The 20892-nt window shown below is 70.1% G+C and carries 18 protein-coding genes; 10 read left to right on the top strand and 8 right to left on the bottom strand.

Going from position 1 to position 20892, the window contains the following annotated elements:
- The first annotated feature begins 118 nt into the window (after positions 1-118).
- Entirely contained in the window at positions 119-1627 is a 1509-nt protein-coding gene (locus tag ACFU6I_RS04790; RefSeq protein ID WP_384361555.1) for a sugar transferase, read from the top strand.
- Between the two features lie 109 nt (positions 1628-1736).
- On the opposite strand, the gene ACFU6I_RS04785 is transcribed toward ACFU6I_RS04790, so the two are convergent.
- On the bottom strand, positions 1737-2720 hold the full coding sequence (locus ACFU6I_RS04785) for a GDP-L-fucose synthase family protein (RefSeq protein ID WP_384361552.1): 984 nt from the start codon (positions 2718-2720) through the stop codon (positions 1737-1739).
- Between the two features lie 114 nt (positions 2721-2834).
- On the opposite strand from ACFU6I_RS04785, the gene gmd reads away from it, so the two are divergent.
- The 5 genes from gmd to ACFU6I_RS04760 are packed head-to-tail and all read left to right on the top strand — an operon-like array spanning position 2835 to position 10399.
- Positions 2835-3848: a GDP-mannose 4,6-dehydratase gene (gene gmd / locus ACFU6I_RS04780; protein WP_266989069.1), complete on the top strand. Its 1014-nt coding sequence runs from the start codon at positions 2835-2837 to the stop codon at positions 3846-3848.
- Positions 3845-6628: a LamG-like jellyroll fold domain-containing protein gene (locus ACFU6I_RS04775; protein WP_384361549.1), complete on the top strand. Its 2784-nt coding sequence runs from the start codon at positions 3845-3847 to the stop codon at positions 6626-6628. Before gmd ends, ACFU6I_RS04775 begins: the two co-directional genes overlap by 4 nt.
- On the top strand, positions 6628-8880 hold the full coding sequence (locus ACFU6I_RS04770) for a LamG-like jellyroll fold domain-containing protein (RefSeq protein ID WP_384361624.1): 2253 nt from the start codon (positions 6628-6630) through the stop codon (positions 8878-8880). The genes ACFU6I_RS04775 and ACFU6I_RS04770 overlap by 1 nt, the downstream gene beginning before the upstream one ends.
- Positions 8877-9575, top strand: a complete 699-nt coding sequence (locus ACFU6I_RS04765; RefSeq protein ID WP_384361547.1) for a hypothetical protein — start codon at positions 8877-8879, stop codon at positions 9573-9575. Before ACFU6I_RS04770 ends, ACFU6I_RS04765 begins: the two co-directional genes overlap by 4 nt.
- Positions 9572-10399, top strand: coding sequence for a glycosyltransferase family 2 protein (locus ACFU6I_RS04760; RefSeq protein ID WP_327248018.1), 828 nt, complete (start codon positions 9572-9574; stop codon positions 10397-10399). Before ACFU6I_RS04765 ends, ACFU6I_RS04760 begins: the two co-directional genes overlap by 4 nt.
- Positions 10400-10421: 22 nt before the next feature.
- Here the strand turns inward: ACFU6I_RS04760 and ACFU6I_RS04755 are convergent, their stop codons facing one another.
- Complete coding sequence (locus ACFU6I_RS04755) at positions 10422-11588, bottom strand: glycosyltransferase (protein WP_384361544.1); 1167 nt, start codon at positions 11586-11588, stop codon at positions 10422-10424.
- Between the two features lie 106 nt (positions 11589-11694).
- On the opposite strand from ACFU6I_RS04755, the gene ACFU6I_RS04750 reads away from it, so the two are divergent.
- The gene (locus ACFU6I_RS04750; RefSeq protein WP_384361541.1) at positions 11695-13209 is read left to right on the top strand and encodes a hypothetical protein; all 1515 of its coding nucleotides are present in this window, start codon (positions 11695-11697) and stop codon (positions 13207-13209) included.
- On the opposite strand, the gene ACFU6I_RS04745 is transcribed toward ACFU6I_RS04750, so the two are convergent.
- Genes ACFU6I_RS04745 through ACFU6I_RS04735 form a run of 3 tightly spaced genes read right to left on the bottom strand, consistent with a single transcriptional unit; the run spans position 13178 to position 17372 of the window.
- Entirely contained in the window at positions 13178-14422 is a 1245-nt protein-coding gene (locus tag ACFU6I_RS04745) for a hypothetical protein (protein WP_384361538.1), read from the bottom strand. The two genes, ACFU6I_RS04750 and ACFU6I_RS04745, sit on opposite strands and share 32 nt — an antisense overlap.
- A complete protein-coding gene (locus ACFU6I_RS04740; RefSeq protein WP_384361536.1) occupies positions 14419-16113 on the bottom strand; it encodes a lipopolysaccharide biosynthesis protein in 1695 nt (564 codons plus the stop codon). The genes ACFU6I_RS04745 and ACFU6I_RS04740 overlap by 4 nt, the downstream gene beginning before the upstream one ends.
- The gene (locus tag ACFU6I_RS04735; protein ID WP_384361533.1) at positions 16110-17372 is read right to left on the bottom strand and encodes a glycosyltransferase; all 1263 of its coding nucleotides are present in this window, start codon (positions 17370-17372) and stop codon (positions 16110-16112) included. Before ACFU6I_RS04735 ends, ACFU6I_RS04740 begins: the two co-directional genes overlap by 4 nt.
- A 213-nt stretch (positions 17373-17585) precedes the next feature.
- Between ACFU6I_RS04735 and ACFU6I_RS04730 the strand changes: the two genes are divergently transcribed.
- A complete protein-coding gene (locus tag ACFU6I_RS04730; RefSeq protein ID WP_384361531.1) occupies positions 17586-18035 on the top strand; it encodes an adenylyltransferase/cytidyltransferase family protein in 450 nt (149 codons plus the stop codon).
- Here the strand turns inward: ACFU6I_RS04730 and ACFU6I_RS04725 are convergent.
- Positions 18001-18738, bottom strand: a complete 738-nt coding sequence (locus ACFU6I_RS04725) for a CDP-alcohol phosphatidyltransferase family protein (protein ID WP_384361528.1) — start codon at positions 18736-18738, stop codon at positions 18001-18003. The two genes, ACFU6I_RS04730 and ACFU6I_RS04725, sit on opposite strands and share 35 nt — an antisense overlap.
- Positions 18739-18871: 133 nt before the next feature.
- Positions 18872-19567 carry a ribonuclease H gene (locus ACFU6I_RS04720; protein WP_384361525.1) on the bottom strand — a complete coding sequence of 232 codons (696 nt, stop codon included), beginning with the start codon at positions 19565-19567 and terminating at the stop codon, positions 18872-18874.
- Between the two features lie 140 nt (positions 19568-19707).
- On the opposite strand from ACFU6I_RS04720, the gene ACFU6I_RS04715 reads away from it, so the two are divergent.
- Complete coding sequence (locus tag ACFU6I_RS04715) at positions 19708-19899, top strand: DUF6381 family protein (RefSeq protein ID WP_327248010.1); 192 nt, start codon at positions 19708-19710, stop codon at positions 19897-19899.
- Positions 19900-20116: 217 nt separating this feature from the next.
- A complete protein-coding gene (locus tag ACFU6I_RS04710) occupies positions 20117-20416 on the top strand; it encodes a hypothetical protein (RefSeq protein ID WP_384361522.1) in 300 nt (99 codons plus the stop codon).
- Here ACFU6I_RS04710 and ACFU6I_RS04705 read toward each other — a convergent pair.
- The gene (locus ACFU6I_RS04705) at positions 20392-20859 is read right to left on the bottom strand and encodes a GNAT family N-acetyltransferase (protein ID WP_384361520.1); all 468 of its coding nucleotides are present in this window, start codon (positions 20857-20859) and stop codon (positions 20392-20394) included. The genes ACFU6I_RS04710 and ACFU6I_RS04705 overlap by 25 nt on opposite strands.
- Positions 20860-20892: the final 33 nt, after the last annotated feature.

The raw sequence follows: 20892 nt of genomic DNA, 5'->3' as shown, positions 1-20892 counted from the left end.
CGAGGGCGCATCCGTCAGTCCATAGGATCGGCGGATGCGTCCCGTTTGTGGAGATGCAACTGTGACTGGGGGGTTCATGGGGCATGTCGAGCTACCCGAATCCGACATACCCGGATCCGTGGGACTGGCGGGGGCGCCACTACGACGGACCACTTCAAATCGGCCTCGCAGCAGGGAACTTGAACAGCTGTGGAGTGCCCCGACCGTACAGCGCGAACGTTCTGACCAGACGCTCGCCCCGAAGAGGCGACCGGGCCGGCACCTGCCGCTCGTCGTCGGGGCCGATCTACTCGGGCTGGGGATACCGGCCTGGCTCATCCTTCGCGCGGGCGGGCTCCCGCAGGCCCAACTGTCGGCAATCGTTGCCGCGTTGGTGTGGTGCGGAACCCGGCTGGCGCGTGGCCGGTACACAACCGGGCGGCCGGGGGGCCTCCGAGGCGCACTGACCGCGCCCGGGGACTGGCTGCTGCTCATCGGCGCACTGGGCGTCCTCAGCGCGGTGTTCGGCAAGCCGGTACGGCCGACGACGGCGGTCCTGGCGCTCCTGCCCGGCCTGCTGGTGACCGTGGCCGTTTCGCTCGTGCGCCGACTCCCTTGGCCGGGAAGTCGGCAACGCGCCGAACACCGCGTGCTGGTGGTCGGTGAGGCTTCGGGGGTGGACCGGGCGGTACGGCTGCTCGCTTCCCGAACGGACCACGCATACAACGTCGTTGCGGCCATACCCGTCGGAGCGGCATCACTGGGCTGCGAGGCTCCGGTCCCGGGGCACCTCGCACCGGCTCCCGCCGACGACGACGTGTCGACGGTGCTGGGCGGAGCCTTCGCCCATGAGGCCGACCTGGCGCTGGTGATACCCGGACCACAGCTCTCCGGGGAGCGGCTGCGGCAACTTTCCTGGGGCCTGCACGACGGGGGGCTGCAGCTGTCCGTACTGTCGGACCTCTCGGAGATCGCGGCAGGCCGGGTGCGGCCCGCCTCGGCGGCCGGGCTGACGCTGCTGCACATCGCTCCGCCGCTCCGCCGGGGGCCACAGATGGCCCTGAAGGGTGCGGTGGACCGCACGGGTGCGGCGCTCGGGCTGGTGCTGCTGGCGCCATTGTTGTTCCTGATCGGGGCAGCCGTACGACTCACATCCGAGGGTCCGGTGTTCCACCGCCAGGTCCGCCAGGGCCGGCACAACCGGCCGTTCACCATGTGGAAGTTCCGCACCATGGTCGAGGACGCCGAAACGCACAAGGCGGAGCTCCTCGCAGCGAACGAGAACGACGGTGCGATGTTCAAGATCCGCCGTGATCCCCGGGTGACGCGGATCGGCCGGCTGCTGCGACGGAGCTCGCTCGACGAGCTGCCGCAGCTGCTCAATGTCGTCCGCGGCGAGATGTCCCTGGTGGGTCCTCGTCCGCCTCTTCCGGAGGAGGTGTCCCGCTACGACGAGCGCGAGCTCCGGCGGCTCGCGGTCCGACCGGGGCTGACCGGGCTGTGGCAGGTCAGCGGGCGTTCCGACCTCTCCTGGCAGGAGACCGTTTCGCTCGATCTGTGGTACGTCGACAACTGGTCGGTGGCCACGGACCTGGGACTCATGGCCCGTACGCTGCGCGCCGTCACCGACGGCCGCGGGGCGTACTGAGAGCGGCGGGGACCGGATGCGGAAGATGAACCTCGGCCGGTCGTACGGGGGCGGCCGGCCGGGCCGGGGGCGCTCCGCGGCGGCCCGCCCGGCCCGGCCGGGGGCCCGGTCAGTCCCGGGCGTCCTGGTGGTCCAGCCACCAGGCGTAGGTCCGGGCGATGCCGTCACGCAGCGGAATCTGCGGCTTGAAGCCGAGGGAGGAGAGGCGGGAGACGTCGAGAAGCTTGCGCGGGGTGCCGTCGGGCTTCGTCGTGTCCCACGAGACACGACCCTGGTAGCCCGTCACATCCTGCACCGTGGACGCGAGTTCGCGGATCGTCAGATCCTCGCCGCAGCCGATGTTCATGGGTTCGTCACCGTCGTAACGCTCCAGGAGCAGGAGGCATGCGGCGGCCAGGTCGTCGACGTGCAGGAACTCGCGCCGGGGGCTGCCGGAGCCCCACAGGGTGACCTCCGGCGCGTCGTGTTGTCCCGCCTCGTGGAAGCGGCGGATCAGGGCGGGCAGGACGTGCGAGGACTCCAGGTCGAAGTTGTCGCCGGGCCCGTAGAGATTGGTGGGCATGGCGCTGATGTACGAGGCGCCGTACTGCCGCCGGTACGACTGGGTCTGCACGATCCCGGCGATCTTGGCAAGCGCGTAGGCCTCGTTGGTCGGCTCCAGAGGGCCGGTGAGCAGGGCGTCCTCGGGGATCGGCTGGGGAGCGCGCTTGGGGTAGATGCAGGACGAGCCGAGGAAGAGCAACCGCTCGACCCCGACTGCGTGCGCACCGGCGATCACGCTCAGCTGGATGCGCAGGTTGTCCTCGAGGAACTGCACCGGATACGTGCTGTTGGCCATGATCCCGCCGACCTTGGCGGCTGCCAGCACCACGGCGTCCGGGCGGATGTCACGCAGAAAGGCTTGGGTCGGTGCGGCGTCGCGCAGATCGAGCCGGTCACGGCCGCGGGTGATCACCTCGTGGCCTTCGGCGGTGAGGCGGCGCACCACCGCCGAGCCGACGAGACCTCGGTGTCCCGCGACGAATATGCGGGAGCCAGGACGTAGCAGGGGGCGGACGGATTCCTGGGGAGGGCCGGGGAGATCAGTCGTCATGGTTCGGATTGTGCCAGTAACTGTATGTCGCGGTGACGTTTTGCCGCGGATCGCTCAGATCACGATATTTCGGTGCACCAACAGCAACACAGACGACCACAGAAGGGGGGAGTCGTGGCGAAGACCGCGCTCATCACCGGCGTGACCGGGCAGGACGGCTCGTACCTGTCCGAGCTGCTGCTCGACAAGGGGTACACGGTCCACGGCCTCATACGCCGCTCGTCGAGTTTCAACACCGAGCGGATCGACCACATCTACCAGGGCCCGGAGGAGGAGAACCGGTCCTTCGTCCTGCATCACGCCGATCTCGCCGACGGAGTCGCGCTGGTGAACCTGCTGCGCGACATCCAGCCCGACGAGGTCTACAACCTGGGAGCGCAGTCGCACGTCCGGGTCTCGTTCGACGCGCCGCTGTACACCGGCGACATCACCGGGCTCGGCACCATCCGGCTGCTGGAGGCGGTCCGCGCCAGCGGCATCGACACCCGGATCTACCAGGCGTCGTCGTCCGAGATGTTCGGCGCCACTCCCCCGCCGCAGAACGAGACGACCCCGTTCCATCCGCGCAGCCCGTACAGCGTCGCCAAGGTCTACTCGTACTGGGCGACGGTCAACTACCGTGAGGCGTACGGAATGTTCGCGGTCAACGGGATCCTCTTCAACCATGAGTCCCCGCGCCGCGGCGAGACCTTCGTGACCCGCAAGATCACCCGTGGCGTCGCACGGATCAAGGCGGGGCTCCAGCAACACCTCCACCTCGGCAATCTCGATGCCGTACGGGACTGGGGTTACGCCCCCGAGTACGTCGACGCGATGTGGCGGATGCTGCAGTGCGACTCGCCGGACGACTACGTGGTGGCCACCGGTGAAGGGGTCAGTGTCCGGCAGTTCCTGGAGTTCGCCTTCGAGCACGCCGGGCTGGACTGGCGGGATCACGTCCGGTACGACGCGAAATACGAGCGCCCCAGCGAGGTCGACGCCCTGATCGGCGACGCCACCAAGGCCGAGGAACTGCTCGGCTGGAAGCCCGTCGTGAAGGCACAGGAGCTGGCCGGGATCATGGTCGAGGCGGACATCCGTCAACTCTCCGATCAACTCACCGGCGCAGCCGTGCGGGTGGATCGATGAGAGCACCAGGACGTCTCAGACGCAGTGGCGTGTACGTCGCCGTCCTCGCACTCGCCGCGGGCGCACTCACCACCTCGGCGGCCACCGCTCCCCCGGCCGCGGCGCTGACTCCGCCGGTCGGCTTCACCGCCGACAGCCTGACCACCTATCAGACCAACGGGATCGTCTGGGCACTCGCCGAGGCGAACGGGGTGGTGTACGCGGGCGGCACCTTCACCAACGTACGGCCGGCCGGTGCCCCGGCGGGCAGCAGCACGACGCCCGCCGTCAACTTCGCCGCGTTCGACGCGGCCACCGGGGCGCCCACCGGCTGTTCGCTCTCCTTCACCCGCAGCAGCGGCACCGCCACGGTCCGGGCGTTCGCGCTCTCCCCCGACAAGTCCACGCTGTACGCCGGTGGATACTTCAACGCCGTCAACGGGACGGCCGCCAACGGCCTGGTGGCCATCAACACCGCTACCTGCAACCTCCGTTCGGGGTTCGCGCCGAACTTCGGGGCGACCGTACGGGCGCTCGACGTGGCAGCGAACGGCACGGTCTACGCGGGCGGCGACTTCCAGACGGTGGGCGGCCAGACCCGGCGCTTCTTCGGCGCCGTCACCGCGGCCGGTGCCGTGACCGCGTGGAACCCGGACGCCGACGATCCCGGCCGGGCCCTCAAAGTCACTCCGGACGGCCGGAACGTCCTGATCGGCGGCGACTTCTTCACCGTCGGCGGCGCCGACTCGCACGCGCTCGCCGTGACCGACGCCGGCTCGGGCGCGCTGACCCGCGCCTACACCGGCAACTTCATCCCGTCCACCGCGGTCGTCAAGGACATCGTCACCGACACCGCATCCGACGGCTGGTACGTCGCGGGCGAAGGCACGGGAGGCGGCTCCTTCGACGGCCGTCTCGCGATGCGGCTCGGTACGTTCGACCAGCGCTGGCGGGACACCTGCCAGGGGGCGACACAGACGCTGCGGGTCTACCGGGGAGTGCTGTACGCGGGCAGCCATGTCCACGACTGCTCCACCATGGGCGGCTTCCCGAACCAGGTCCGCAAGCACCTCACCGCCCAGTCCGTCGATGATCCGGCGATGCTCGGCTGGCTCCCGGACACCAATGACGGAATCGGTGAGCCGGTCGGGCCGCGCGCCCTGACTGTGTCCTCCCGCGACGGCCGCGACTTTCTCTGGGTGGGCGGCGAGTTCACCACGGTCAACGGGGTCGCCCAGCAGTCCCTGACCCGGTTCGCCAACACGCCCGACACGGGCGCGCCGTCCGTGCCCGCCGTCAGTGTCTCCGCTCCCCGGGCCGGTGAGGTGAAGGTCAGCTGGCGGTCCAGCCTGGATCTGGACGACAGTCTGCTCACCTACCGGATCTACCGCGACGGCGGCTCGACACCCGTGTACACGACACAGGGGTCCTCACTGTTCTTCAGCCGCCCGCAGCTGACGTTCACCGACACCGATGTGGTGGCCGGACGGACGTACTCGTACCGGGTCACGGCGAGCGACGGGACCAACACCAGCGCCCTGTCGGCCACCGCCTCCGTCACCGCGGCCTCCTCGGCGAGCCCGTACCAGGAGCGGGTGCTCGCGGACGGTGCCAATCTGTACTGGCGCTACGACGAGGCGGGCGGGGCGTTCGCCGCGGATGCCTCGGCCGGTGGCGACGGCGGGGTGTACATGAACGCGCCGACGTACCGGTCCACTCCGGCCGCGGTCGCGGGTTCGGCGGCACTGTCGCTGAACGGCACGGACGAGTACGTGTACAGCGACCGATTGCACCACTACACCTCGCCGACGCCGTACTCCATCGAGACATGGTTCCGGACCAACACCACGCGCGGCGGCCGGATCGTCGGCCACGGCAACAACATCGGCACCGCACAGGGCCACACCAGCAGCATCTCCGACAAGCTCGTCTACATGACCGATGACGGGCGCCTCGCCTTCGGCGTCCAGGTCGGCAGCACCAGCAGCAGGCCCACCCTCACCACGTCGGCTTCCTACAACGACAACACCTGGCACCATGTCGTCGCCACCCAGGGACCGTCCGGCATGCGGCTGTACGTGGACGGGGTGGCCGTCGGATCCAACACGACGGCGGGCAACCGCTCGTACAACGGGTACTGGCGGGTGGGCGGCGACGCCATGCCGACCACCTGGCCGAACCGTCCCACCAGCACCTACTTCGCCGGGCAGGTCGACGAGACCGCGGTCTACCCGTCGGCGCTGACCGCCACCCAGGTCACCGCGCACCACGCCCTTGCGGACACCCCGTCCGGCCCCGGCAACACCACCGTGACACTCACTCCGGACGACGACGCGTACGTCAACAGCGTCGCGCCGAACACCAACTACAACGACAGCCAGCTCGCCTCGCGCGGCAGTACGGCATATCTGAGCTATCTGCGCTTCACGGTGCCCGCGGCCCCTGCCGGACAGGTCCTCAAGGGCGCCCGGCTCACGTTCCGCACGTCGTCCGACTCGACGGCGGGCTCGTCCGACAGCCACACCGTGGTGCCGGTCACCGGCACCTGGACCGAGTCGGCGGTCACCTACAACACCCGGCCGTCGCTCTCCTCGACCGTGCTGGGGACCATCACCGGCGCGACCTCGGTCTCCACCGACCACTCGGTGGAGCTGAACGCACCGGCACTTGGCGGAGCACTCGGCTCCGTCTACTCACTCGCCCTGACCAGCAGCGGGACGGACAGTCTCCGCATCTGGTCCAGCGAGGTATCAACCGCGGCCTACCGGCCGCAGCTCGTTCTCACCTTCGGAGCTGAATGATGAACGGAAGTACGGGGCGCAGACGCGCAGGACGTGGCCGGGTGCGTGCCGCGTCCGCCGCGCTCTGCCTGCTCGCCGGAACCCTGGCCGCGACCGCGGTCGGGGCCTCCCCGGCGGCAGCTCTCACACCGCCGGTCTCCCTCACCGCGGACAACCTCTCCACCTGGCAGACCAACGGCATCGTGTGGTCGATGGCGGCGACGGACGGGGTCGTCTACACCGGCGGCACCTTCTCCACCGTCCGTCCCCCGGGCGCGGCGGCCGGCACGTCCGAACAGCCCGCGGTCAACTTCGCCGCGTTCGACGCGGCGACCGGCGCACCGACCGGCTGCAGCCTGTCGTTCACCCTCTCCTCCGGAACGGCGACCGTTCGGGCCCTCGCCCTCTCCCCCGACAACACCACGCTGTACGCGGGCGGGCAGTTCGGTGCGGTGAACGGGGTCGGCGTCAGCAATATCGCGGCGATCGACACAGCGACCTGCACCCCGCGCCAGGACTTCAAGGTCGCCGTCTCGGCGACCGTACGGGCTCTGTCGGTCACGGACGACACCGTCTATCTGGGCGGCGACTTCAACACCGTCGCCGGTCAGACCCGGAACAAGTTCGCCGCCGTCACCACCGGGGCCCAGCTGAAGCCGTGGACGGCCAACACGGACGAGGTGGGCCGCGCCGTCCAGGTGACACCCGACGGGCGGCATGTGCTCATCGGCGGTGACTTCTTCACCGTCAACGGCACCACGTCGCACGCCCTCGCCGTCGTGGACGCCACCACGGGTGCGATCGCCAAGAGCTACCCGGGCTTCATCCCGAACACTTCCACGGTGCAGGACCTGACCACGGACGCCACCGGCTTCTACACCGCCAACGAAGGCACCGGAGGAGGTGTCTTCGACGGACGGATCGCGCTGAACCTCAGCAACTTCGAGCAGCGCTGGAGGGACACCTGCCTCGGCGCCACGCAGGCCGTGTTGGTCCACGACGGGGTCCTGTACAGCGGCAGTCACGCCCATGACTGCTCCAGCATGGGCGAGTTCCCGGACCAGCCGCGCAAGCATCTCCTCGCCCAGTCGGTGAACGACCCGAAGCTGCTGCCGTGGTTCCCGGACACCAACGACGGCATCGGGGAGCCGGTCGGACCACGGGTGATGGCCCAGACCGAACAGGGCGGGCACCACTACCTGTGGGTCGGCGGTGAGTTCACCACGGTCAACGGCGCCGCGCAGCAGGGCCTGACCCGGTTCGCCGACGGTCCGGACACCGGGGCCCCGTGGGTGCCCAACGTCAGCCTCTCCACGGTCGCCGCGGGCAAGGTCGAGGTCAACTGGCAGACCAGCTTCGACACCGACGACGGCGAACTCACGTACCGGATCTACAAGGACGGTGCGAGCACCCCCGTGCACACGACCACGGGCTACTCGGTGTTCTGGGACAGACCGCAGCTGAGGTGGACCGACACCGACGTGGCGCCGGGCGAGACACACACGTATCGGATCAGCGCGAGCGACGGCACCAACACGAGCGCCAAGTCGCCCGCCCAGACCGCCACCGTGGCTTCCGCAGCGGAGAGTTACCCGACCAGGGTGCTCGCCGACGGTGCGTCGCTGTACTGGCGGTACGACGAGGGGACGTCGACGTTCGCCGCCGACACGGGGACCGGCCTGGACAACGGCTTCCTGCGCAACGCCCCGTCCTACCGGCAGACTCCGGCCGCGGTCTCCGGACCGTCGACCGCGATCGGCTTCAACGGCACGACCCAGTACGCGTACAGCAACAGACGGCACGCGCAGCCGACCAAGTTCTCGGTGGAGACCTGGATCAAGACGACCACCACCAAGGGAGGGAAGATCATCGGTTTCGGCAACCTGACCATGCAGAACAGCAACCAGTACGACAAGCATGTGTACATGCTCAATGACGGGCGGCTGATCTTCGGCGTCTACAGCGGCGGCACCCGCACCATCACCACCTCCGGGGCGTACAACGACGGCGCCTGGCACCATGTCGTCGCCACGCAGGGCAGCTCCGGCATGGCGCTGTACGTGGACGGGCAGCTGCGCGCGTCCAACGTCCTGTACACCGCCAACGAGAACTACAACGGGTACTGGCGGGTCGGCGGGGACAACCTCTCCAGCTGGCCGAACCGTCCGACGAGCGACTTCTTCGCCGGGCAGATCGACGAGACCGCCGTCTACCCGACCGCGCTCAGCAGCTCCACGATCAGTGCCCACTACGCCCTGAGGACGGGTGGATGAGGTATCCGTTCCTGGCCGGCGCCGCCGTCGTCGTACTGACGGCGGCGCTGGCCGCCTGCGGCTCGTCCTCCGACGGAGAACACCGGGAGGCGGGTGACGCGAAGCCGTCGGCCGCCGAGTCACCCGTTGCGGGGGCGACGGCCGGGCCCGACGCCGGCGCGTCCGCCGGCCCGTCGGCGAAGAAGACGAGCGAACCACCGAAACTGCCCACCGACGAACTCACCCCGGCCACCGGCTCCTTCACGAAGAGGCAGAAGGAGTACCTGGTCGACCGGGTGCCCAAGGGGATGGACCCGGCAGCGGTGCTCCAGACCGGCCAGGAGACCTGCGACAAGCTGTCGTACCTGGTCAAGGTCGACAAGGACACCGCGGTCGCGGCCATCGTCACCGGCGAGGTCGCCGGTGCTGAGCCCGCTGTCGCGCACCTGTGCACCGACCATCAGGACCTGGTGGACCGGGCCGCTCTGGGGTACGCCGACGGCACGTACAAGAACCAACAGATCCGGCCGGGCCGCTACTACGCCGTCACCCCCACGAAGAGCTGCACCTGGCAGGTCACGGGGGCGGGCGGCAAGAACCTGGCGTCGGGCGCCTCCGGCTCCGGGAAGCGGGTGGGGATCACCGTCGCGACGACGGCCCGCGCCTTCACCTCCACAGGCTGCTACGCCTGGCTGCCCGAAGGAGACAAGGGATGAGCAAGCTGCCGATAGCCGTGGCGATCCCCACGAAGAACGAGGGCCTCAACATCGCCGAAGCGGTGAAATCGGTCCTCGGCCACTTCGAGGCGGTCGTCGTCGTCGACTCGCACAGCACCGACGACACGGCGAAGATCGCCGAGAGCTGCGGCGCCGAGGTGGTCACGTACACCTGGGACGGGGGTCATCCGCGGAAGAAGCAGTGGTGCCTGGAGAACGTCCGCACGGACCTCGACTGGATCCTGCTGCTCGACGGCGACGAGCGGCTCAGCCCCGGTCTGCTGGCCGAGCTGCGGCAGATCTTCGCCGATCCCGGGGCACCGAAGCCGGCGGCGTACGACATCCCGCTGGGCTACTGGTTCTCGGGCCGTAGGCTGCGCCACGGCTACACCATCCGTAAGCGGTCCCTGACCGACCGGACCCGGTGCCACTATCCGGAGGTCGGAGATCTCGCGGCGCCCGGGATCGGCGAGGTCGAGGGGCACTACCAGCCGGTCGCGGCGACGGCGGGTACGCTCCGCAACCCGATCGAGCACCAGGACCTCGACCCGGTGACGGCGTGGTTCGAGCGGCACAACCGCTACTCGGACTGGGAGGCGTGGCTGGAGCACCATCCGGACGTCAAGGAGCAGGTCCGGAAGGTGAAGTCGCGGCAGGGGCAGCTGTTCCACAAGGCGCCGTTCAAGCCGCTGGTGTCGTTCGCGTACATGTACGTCTACCGGCGGGGCTTCCTCGACGGGCGAGCGGGCTTCGACTTCGCGCTGGCGATGAGTTTCTACCGGTGGCAGATCGCCCTCAAATCCCGTGAGGGCAAGGTGGGGTGAGCCTCCCGCACCGTCTCCGGCGTCAGCGGGGCACGGCCTTCCGGCGGACCACGTCCTCATAGGTCCGCCGGAGGGTCTGTGCCACGGCCTTGATGGTGAAGTGCTCATTGACCAGCTGCCACGCAGCGTCCCCTGCTTCGGCGTTGGCCCTCGGCTCCAGGAGTTCGAGGATCGCCTGCGCGACCTTGTGGGCATTGGCCTCGTCCTCGCCGACCCGGCTGTCGATCACCCGGCCCGCCCCGGCCTCCGCCACATCGGGGCCCAGTCCGCAGGTACGGGTGATCACCACGGGCGTACCGACGGACATCGCTTCGAGGACCGAGACCCCGAGCGGTTCCTCGATCGACGGCAGTACGTACACATCGGCGCGCCGTCCGGCGGCGAGAACCTCTTGGTGGCCGAGCGGTCCCACATGGTCGAGCGACTCCAGCACTCCCAGTCTCGCGGCCAGTTCCAGCGTTCCGGGCAGTGCTCCGGTGTCCGGTCCTGCCAGTACGAACCGGGCATCCGGGTACTTCGCAAGGACTGCGGGCATCGCGGCGACGAAGTCCTCCGGGCGCTTGCGCTCCTGGATCCGGGCCAGGAAGAGCACCGTCGGCGGCTGCCTCGGGTCCCGGGCGGGCTTGCGCTTCTGCGGGCGCACGCCGTTGACCAGCCGTACCGTGCGGGTGAGCGGCACCGGGGCGGCCACGGCATTCACATCGAGGCGCTCCGTCTCGGTCAGGTGCAGCACCGCGTCGGCGCCGCGCAGCACCTTCCGGACCCCCAGCAGGTCGGTCAGCTGGGCGACGCGCTTCTCGGTCGGGTCCACCATGCCGTGTGTCTGGACGACCAGCGGGCGACGCAGGGCCAGCGCGAGGAGGGCGGCGGGCAGCGTCACCAGGTCGCGCATCAGATGGACATGGACGAGATCCGCCCCGCGCATCCTGCGCCGGGCGGCCAGCAGCAGCGCGCCCGATGTGATGCCACTGACCTCGAACATCGGCAGGAGGTGACGGGCCTGGAAGAGGTGGGCGGGCACGCCCTCGACCTCGCTCGGCAGCTCGCCGACGAAGCCGTCGCCGAGCGCCATGATCCGGGCGTCGTCGCCCTGGGCACGCTGGACCTTCGACAGGTTGAGCGCCACTCGGGTCGGACCGCCGAACGCATGGTCCGGAGTGTGCAGCGTGACGATGTGCAGGATCTTCACCAGAGTTCCCCTCGACCTCGGCCTACTCTTCACAGAGTAGTCATCCTGATTACCCCAAGTGGGTTGATTCGTTAGAGTGTTCACCGGTCCACGGAACGGGGGACGTATGACGTCCGTGCACGAGACGGCGCCGTCCGTACCGCTGCAGCGGGGTGGCGGTGGCCGGCGGATCCAGCCTCCGGCGAAGCCGATGTCCTGGGCGATGCTGTCGCGGGCACTGGCCGTGCCGCTCATCCTCGGCCTGGTCTGCTTCCTCCCCGCGGTGATCGCCGCCCAGCCGGGCACGGGCGTCCGCGACACCGCCTACTGGCTCCAGCTCGTCCTGACCTGCTATGCGGGTGCGCGGCTGGCCACGATGATCCTGTCCACCGGGCGGCGGCTGCTCCAGGGTGTCTTCTGGATGTTCGTGTACATCGCGATGGGGGTGGCTCCGTTCGCCCAGGCGGTCATCGGCCAGACGCCGACGCCGATGGTCGGGCCGCGGTCGGACCTGGTGACGGCGATCTCGCTGATCCTGGTGGGCTGCGCGGCGTTCGACCTCGGTGCGCTGCTGGCGTCCCGGCGACCGCTGCGCCGTCGCGCAGCGGTGCGCAGCGGGGGCGGCCCGGCCACCGCGCACCGGATCAGACTTCGGCTGCTGGTGCTGCTCGCGTTCGCCGCGAGCGGATACTACATCCTGAAGCTCGGCGGGCCCGCCATCTTCTTCACCAGCCGCCAGGAGATCAGCGCCACCGTCGCCGTCAGCTCGGTCGCTTCCCCGGAGTCGAACGTGGGCTCCGCCTTCCTCAAGGGCTTCGGCACGGTGCCCGCCCTGTTGGCGCTGCTGTTCTACACCCGTCGGCTGGTGACCTCGCGGCGGGCCCGACGCTCCCCCTCGACGGTTCTGGTCTGGCTGGGGCTCGCGATTCTCAACATCATCGTCAACAACCCGATCTCCAACGCCCGTTACTGGTTCCTGACGGTGCTGGTCTCGCTCCTCTTCACCGCGTTCCCGAGCAGCGCCGCGATGTACCGGTCGGTGCTGGCGACGGGGGTGATCGGGGCCCTGGTGCTGTTCCCGTACGCGGACCGCTTCCGGTACGACGACGCCGGGTACCGGCCGGTGCAGTCGTCGTCCGTCTTCGAACCGCTGGCGACGAAGGACTACGACCAGACGGTGATGTTCGCGAACACCATCTCCTGGGTCGACACCCGTGACCACACGTACGGGCGTCAACTGGTCGGCTCCGCACTGTTCTTCGTGCCGCGGGCGGTGTGGAGCGGCAAGCCGGAGGACACCGGCGTCCGGGTCGGCCAGTGGATGGGGATGAACATGACCAACCTCTCGGCGCCGCTGTGGACCGAGCTCTGGGTCGACTTCGGCGCGCCGGGGATGGTCGGCGGTCTCGCACTGATCGGGTACGCCGCCGCGCGCACCGACCGCCGTTACGCGCTGGCGGTCTCCCGGGACGGACCCGGCCCCGGAAGCGTCCTGGCCATCGCGGCGCCGCTGATCGCCGGGTACACATTCATCCTGCTCCGCGGACCGCTGCTGCAGTCCGTCGGGAAGCTGGCCATCGGAGCACTCTGCCTGCTGCTGGTCACGAGCTTCAGGGGCCGGGGCGGGCCGCGGACACGCTGACCGGAGGCTGCGCGGGTGCGGTGCGCCGGCGGAGCCCGGCCACCCGGATCCAGGTCGCCACCGCCTTGCAGACGGATCCCAGACACAGCCCCCAGGCAGCACCCGGCACGCCGCCGACCGCGTAGCCGCCCGCCAGGAACGCGACGGCAGCGAGCGAGAACACCACCTGGATGGCGAGAGTGGTCCGCGGGTCCAGCATCCGCAGCGCCAGCAGCCCGCAGGTGCCGACGGCCATCGCCGTGTACTGGCTGCCGGTCGCCGGCAGCAGTGCCGCCGCCGTGGGCCAGGTGTCACCGAGCAGATGGCGGCCCACACCGTCGGGCAGCAGCGCGAGCGCGGTGGCCCAGACCGCGGCGGTGGCGGCCAGGACCGCGGCCAGACCGGCGGTGGCGCGTATCCGGCGCCCCTCGGAGCCGAGCCGTCCGAGCAGGGGTGGGCCGAAGCTGGTGGCGGAGGTGAACAGCACGTTGAGCGGTCCGAAGAGCGTGGTCGCGCCACGCAGCGCGCCGACGACCAGGGGGTTGCCGAACACACCGAGCCCGAGAACGGAGAGCTGGCTGGTCGCGTTGCCCACGCCGAACTCGACCACGAACCGCCGACCGAGGTGTCCTCGCCGCATCAGGACCTTCAACCTCCGCTGCGTACCGGCGACGTGACGGTGCAGCAGGGCGGCGGAGAGCAGCAGCGCGGGCAGCGCGGACAGCCCCCAGACGGCGACGAGCCGTGCGGCCGGGGCGCCGTACGGCTGGACGGCCAGGGCGCCCAGCACACAGGCGAGCCGCAGCACGTCGCTCGCCAGCGCCAGGTGCGGCCGCTGCAGGGTGGAGAAGGCGTAGCGCATGGCGTCCTGTCCGAGCACGACGGGCAGGGCGAGCCCCAGGACCATCAGGGCGCGCGCGGTGTCCCCGGGCACGAACAGGCACACCGCGGCCAGCAGCGCGCCGAGGGCCGACGCGGCGAGGAGGGTGAAGTCGACCGCCGACCGGCAGGCGCCGCGCACCTCCTCGCCGGCGCCACGCCGCAGCACGAGCGGCTGTCCCGTGTAGGCGCCGGAGATGCCCAGCAGCACCGTGAAGACCAGATACACGGCCGAGAAGCGGGCGAAGTCGGCGACGGTGGAGAGCCGTGCGGCCGCCACCAGCACCAGGATGTTGGTGAGGGCCGCCACCCCTTGGTCCGCGACGGAGCTGACGACCGCGGTGCGTGCTCTCACCGACGCCCTGCGGAGGTGTCGAAGGCGCGCAGCCCCAGGGTTTCGGTGGGATCGCCGGTGTGTTCGGAGCCCTCGGGTCCACCGCGGCCGTCCTGGCCGTCCTGCCCCGGCCGGCCCCCGTCGGTGCGGCGCCTGCCGGACTTCTGGCGCGCCCTGCGCTCGAAGCGGCCACGCCCGGGATGCAGCAGGGTGCCGAGTACGGTGCCGCCCGCCGCGCCGATGATCTCGCGGATCCGTTCCAGGTCGCTGCGATGGACTTCGCGCGGGTCGCAGACCACCACGACGCCCTCGACTCGGTCGATCAGGGCGACGGCGTCGGCGTACGACAGCACGGGCGGCGCCAGCACGATGACCACCGAGCCGGGGCGGTCCCCCTCGGCGACGATGCGGCTGACGGGCGCCGAGGTCAACGCGCGCGGCACGTTGTCGATCCGGCGTCCGGCGATCAGGGTGAAGGCGCCGGAGCCGGGCACGTCCACGTTCGTACGACTGTCCGACGGCCAGGCGCGGTCGTCGCCCTCCGCGGCCCAGCGGGGCCTTCCCTGTACGGCGGGGCCGAGATCGCGGGCCAGGGACGGGGTACGGAGATCGGCCTCGACGAGGAGCACGTCACGGCCCATTTCGGCGAAGGCGGCTGCCAGGTTGACCGCGGCGGCGGTGGCCGCTTCGTTGTCGCCGCGCGGGGCTGTGACGAGGAGCCGTCGGCGCTGTTCGAACGACGGGTCGTAGGCGAGACGGAACGCCACCGCCCGGTATTCCTCGGCGAGCCTGCTGCCGCTTCGTCCGATGGCGAGCAGCGCCCCCTGGGAGCCGCGTTCCTTCGGCAGGGTGCCGAGCAGCGGGGCACCGAGCGAGCGGACCAGCTCCCGGGTGGAGCGAACCGCCGGGTCGAAGACGAGACGCACCCAGGACAGCAGCAGACCGAGCGCGAGTCCGACGACGCCGCCGAGCCCGAGCAGCAGGGGCAGTCCCGCCCCCGTGGGCTTCTCCGGTGCGACGGGCTTCTTGTTGAGATATCCGGGCGTGGTGTCCAGAGCGCGCAACTCCGATATTTTTCTGCTCAGTTCGGAGATCGCGACCACCAGGTTGGCTCGGGCGCTGGTCACGTCGTCACCGCTGGTCCCGGTCGACTCGCCCGCCAGCTTGTCGCGCTGTTCGGTGAGCGGCTTCAGCTGGGCGCGGTAGCCGTCGACCATATTGTCGATGCTGTTCTCGGTGCGCTCCCTGCGTATCTCCAGATAGGCGTCGGCGAGCGCCTCGGCCCGCTGCTTGGCCAGGGCGGGAGTGCGGGCGGTGTAGGAGAAGCGCAGCACGAGGGTGTTGGGCGGATTGGTGACCTGGAGACCGGCGAGCAGCTTCCCGACCTTCACCCGGTCGTCGCGCCGCACCAGGGTGTGAGCGGCAATGGTGCCCACCGCGTCGCTGACAGCGGTCTGCCGCTCGGAGCCGATGTTGATCCCCTTGTCGGCGGAGGCGCCGGTGGCGAAGGGGTCGGAGGTGGCGTTGCGGACGAACACCTCGCCGGTGGCCGTGTAGCTCGCCTCACTGCTGAGGGCGAGCCAGCCGCCGCCCAGCAGTCCGACGACCACGCCGACGGCGAGGAGTGCGCGGTAGCGCAGGAGTTGCCGGAACTGGTCGCGCAGCAGAGCGGGTTCGTCCTGCTCCTCCAGCGCGCGGATCGGATGCGTCATCGGCGTGGTCTCCCTTGTGGGTCTTCGAGGACCTCGGTGAGCAGGGCGTCGAACCGGGCGAGACCCGCTTCGCGGCTCAGGTGACGTGCGACGTACTCCGGCCCGCGGGCGCCCAATGCGTCAGCCTCCGCCGGTCCCTCGACGAGCTTGCGTATGGCTTCCAGCAGCGCGCCGGGATCCTCGGGAGCGACCAGGATCCCGGCGCCGGAGCGACGCACCTCCTGGGCGGTGCCGCCCTCGTCGGCCACCGAGGCGACGACAGGGCGGCCGGAGACGAAGTACGAGGTGAGTTTGGACGGCACGCTCATGTCGAGCACGGACGCGCGCTGTGTCACCGCGAGGACGTCCGCGGCGGCCAGGACATCGGTGAACTCGTCCGCACCGGCGGGCGGCAGGAAGTCGAGGTTGGACAGGCCGGCCGCGCGGGCGCGCAGTTCCTCGCGCTGATTGCCGTCACCCATCAGCGCGATGCGCACATCGGGGGCCAGTCGGGCCGCGTCGACGAGGACGTCGAGCCCCTGCTTGAGCCCCATGTTGCCGGAATGCAGCACCACCGGGGTGTCGGCGTGCCAGCCGAGCCGGGTCCGGGTCGCGGCGCGGTCGGCCGAAGGGCGCTGCACATGGCTCCAGTTGGGGACCAATCGGATGCGTCCCGGGTCGACGCCGTAGGCGGTGACCCGGGAGACGAAGCTCTCGTGGATGACGCCGACGAGGGAGGCTGAGCGGAGCGCGTACCGCTCGGCCCTCGCGGCGACGGCCGCCGCCCGGTCCCCGCCACGGATGCCGCTCTGCGCGGCGGCGGCGCCCATCAGGTCCTGTACGACGGGTATGTACGGGACCCGGTGGCGGCGGGCCAGCCTGGCGCCGATGACACCGCCGGCCAGGCTCGGCATCTGGGATACGACCGCGTCCGGCCGGGACCCGGGCGGTGCGAGCAGACCGTGCGCGAGCACGGTCGCCTCGAACGCGCCTCTGCGGAGGGCGGTCTGACGGGGCGGCACGTAGTTTCTCCGCCGGTGGACCAGCACCCCGGCGCGGCTCTCGGTAGTTCGCCAGACCCCCCGGTAATCGGCGTCCGTGCGCCAGGAAGGGTAGTGCGGCATGCCGGTGAGGACGTGGGTCTCCGCTCCGGACGCGGCCCAGTGCTCGGCGAGTTGTGCGGCGTACGGGCCGATTCCGGTCAGCTCCGGAGCATAGTTGGTCGACACCACGAGAAGCCTGCGGCGTGCGAACGGCTTGTCGCGATCAGCATGGGACATCGGACGATCACCTTCCCCCCGGTACAGCCTCTGTTCCCACGAGGGAACAACCCCAAAAGTGAGCTTATCCGTTCACGCGATGCGCAAGTGGTCTTCACAGTAAGGTCATTGCACCATCAGCACGGATACCGATATCCCGCAGGACCGGATGCCATGTCCGGATACCTGCGACCGGAACACGGACATCATGTTCACCGTGGGGGGAGAGAACGGATGGTGCACAGGGTCGGCTACGCGCCGGGGGTCTACGACCTGTTCCACGTAGGGCACCTGAACATCCTGCGGCATGCCCGCAGCCAGTGCGACTACCTCGTGGCGGGGGTCGTCTCGGACGAGATGGCCGCGCTCGCCAAGGGGCACAGGCCGGTGATCCCGCTGCCGGAGCGGCTGGAGATCGTCCGCAGTGTGCGCTATGTGGACGCAGCGTTCGTCGAGACCGTTCCCGACAAGGTCGAGACGTGGCAGCAGGTCAGGTTCGACGTCATTTTCAAGGGGGACGACTGGCGGGGCACGGAAAAGGGGGAACGACTCGAGCGCGACTTCGCCGAGGTCGGTGTGGAGGTGGTCTACTTCCCCTACACCGTGCACACGTCCAGCACCCAGCTGCGCCGGGCGCTGGACACCCTCGTCAGTCCGCCGCCCGGAGCGCTTTCAGCTCCCTGAACCACTTGACGAGGAACGCCACGAGGAACAGCGTGTGCACGACGGCGAGTGCGGCATAGCCGACACGGAACGCGGTCTCGTCGCCGTACAGCAGGAACACCAGGCAGAACACCCCGTAGTCGGCGGGGAGCAGCGCCACGGCCCGCACCCGGGACACCGGGGCCGGGGCCGTGGCACGGCCGGCCGGTGCGGGGCGGGCGGCCGCCTTGCCGAGCTGCTCGCGCAGCAGACCGGCGCAGAAGGTGAGCACCGCGACGAACAGGAAGCCCAGCGGCAGCAGCAGCCAGCCCTCGCCGGGCAGTTGCGCAAACCGGTGGAACGAGATCAGTACGGCGGTGTGTACGAGGATCAGCTTGGCGCAGTCCACGACATGGTCCAGCCACTCTCCGTCCGGCCCGCCACGTCCGGTCAGCCGGGCGAGCTGCCCGTCGGCCGAGTCGAAGGCAAAGCCGACGGCCAGCCCCGCGTACACGGCGAAGGCGAGCCCCCACGAGGGCCGGATCAGCGCCACCGACGCAACTGCGGTGAAAGTGAAGGCCGCGCTGACCAAGGTGACTTGATTGGGTGTCAGCCCGATCCGGTAAGCGCCTGCGGCAAGCACGCGTCCGGCCGGGCGGTTGACATACCGCGAGTAGAGCGACACACCCTTTGCGGTCTTTTGCGCGCCGCGCAATTCGCGCAGCACCGTGCCTGTGGATCCCATCCGCCCCCCAGCGTCCAGCCGTTCCCGCAGCGCCTGCGGAACACCGAAAGCGCTGCGGTCGGAGCCGCATCATGGCACGGAGAACCTCTTTCAGGTGAGCTCTCGCCCGGTCCCGGCCCGGCAGGCTGTCGGCTCAGGCGGGTGCTGACCTGCACTCCGGGTGGCCCCATCCGTTCGGATTCTTCGCGATCATATCCTTCGCCGCGTACGGCTTTCCGCAGTGGCAACGCCCGGCGAACTTGGCCCGGATGGTGCCCCCGGTGCGCGCGGGGCGTGCCGCGCCCGCCGTCTTCCTCTTCGCCGCCGCGCTGCTGCTCCGGCTCTCGGACGCCCTGGCCGGGGCGGGCGTCGGCAGCGGGGAACCGTGCGCCGTGCCGGCCGCCTGCTGCGTCACGGCGGCCTCGCTGGCCGCTTGGTCGGCAAGGGCGTTGAGCGGATCGCCGTCCACCTGATGGGCCGGCACATGGACGAGGCGGACGATCCGGCCGCTCAGCAATTCGTCGATGCGGACCACCAGCTCCTGGTTGGCCACGGGCTTGCCGGCCGAGGTCTTCCAGCCGTTCCGCTTCCACCCCGGCAGCCACTTCGTCACCGCGTTCATCGCGTACTGCGAGTCCATCCGGACCTCGGTCTCGACGGCGGGATCCGTGGCCTCCAGCAGCGACCGAAGTGCGGTGAGCTCGGCGACGTTGTTGGTCGCGGTGCCCAGCGGCCCCGCCTCCCAACGCTGCGGAGTCCCCTGCGCATCGGCCACGACCCATGCCCAGGCCGCAGGCCCCGGATTCCCCTTCGATGCCCCGTCACACGCGGCGATGATGCACTCGTTCATACCCCTGATCATGCCAGCGCGGATCCGGCCCACGACCCTATGGGCAGCCGGTAACGGAGCGTAACGGTTCGGAATGCGGTGACAGCCGGACGCTGGTTCTCTGAATGAGCCCGCTCTTCCCTACCGTCCTAGGAGTGACGATGAGCGTTGCAGGCGAAACCAGTGGCCGCGCCCAGGAGATGCGCGACAAGGCCCGGCATCTGACCGAGGCCGCGGAGCGCGCGACCGACCCGGAGCAGCGTCAGCGGCTCCAGGAGAAGGCGCGGAAGCTGCAGGAGCAGAGCGAGCAGCTCGGCAACATGGGCTCCGGCGACATGCGCCGGCCCAAGTAAGCAGCCGCACCGCGTGAACGGTCGGTGGCCTGCCTCTCTTCCATGAGTGAGTGGCAGGCCACCGGCCTCGCTTCCGTTCGGACACGGTTCAGACCCCGGCACTGCCGTGGCTGCGCGAAGAGCACGAATGCCGGCGGGCCCAGCGCCACCGCGGCGATCACGCCGTTGGACAGAACCTGGGCACGGCCCTCCAGCCGGCGCAGATCCTGGCGCGCGCGTGCAGCGCCTGCACGGCGGCGACACCGAGCGCGGCACCGGAGCCTCGGTGCTGGGGCGGCCCGGCGGCCTGTCGGTCGGCGTACCGGTTTTCGGCCCCTCCACGGGGAACGGATCCGGTGGGAACGGCTACCGGACGACGCACGCCACCGACCATACGGACGCGAGCAGTTGGCTGCTCGTCACCCCCGCATACAACCCGGGATCGGGTCCGCATCCCGGTACGCGTACCGCTGGGCCCGCACGGCAACCGGCTCCCCACCGAGGAGCGGACGCTCAGTCCATGACCGGCAGCGTGTAGCGGATCTTCTCCTTGGCCCGGCCGCCGAGACGGTCGTAGAACCGGATCGCTCCTTCGTTCCATGCGGGCGTCTGCCACTGCACCTCGGTGAGTCCCAGCTGCTGCGCCTCTGCCGCTACGGCATCCATGAGCAGCGCCCCGAGGCCCAGTCCCCGGTTGCCGTCACGGAGGAAGAGGCAGTCCATGTGAAGGTACTCGCGCCCCTCCCAGGTGGACAGTTCGGGCATGCAGGTCGCATACCCGACGACCTCTCCGTCGGCCCGCTCCGCCACGAGGCAGCGCAACCGCGGGTCCGGAGCGTCGAAGAGGAGCACCGCAAGCCGCTCGGCCAGGCCCGGGGACGGAGAGGCATCCTTCTCGTACGCGGCGTGCTCGACGGCTAGTTCGGCGATGCGCGGCAGATCGGCGGGGCGCGCGTGCCGTACGTGGGGAGCGCCGTTCATGGGATACCTCCGGTCAGGGTCAGGGCGGCTGTC

It is taken from the genome of Streptomyces sp. NPDC057486 (assembly GCF_042802415.1).
GTDB lineage: Bacteria > Actinomycetota > Actinomycetes > Streptomycetales > Streptomycetaceae > Streptomyces > Streptomyces yanii.
The sequence above is the reverse complement of the archived record's forward strand: the minus strand, read 5'-3'. Positions and strand labels throughout refer to the sequence as shown.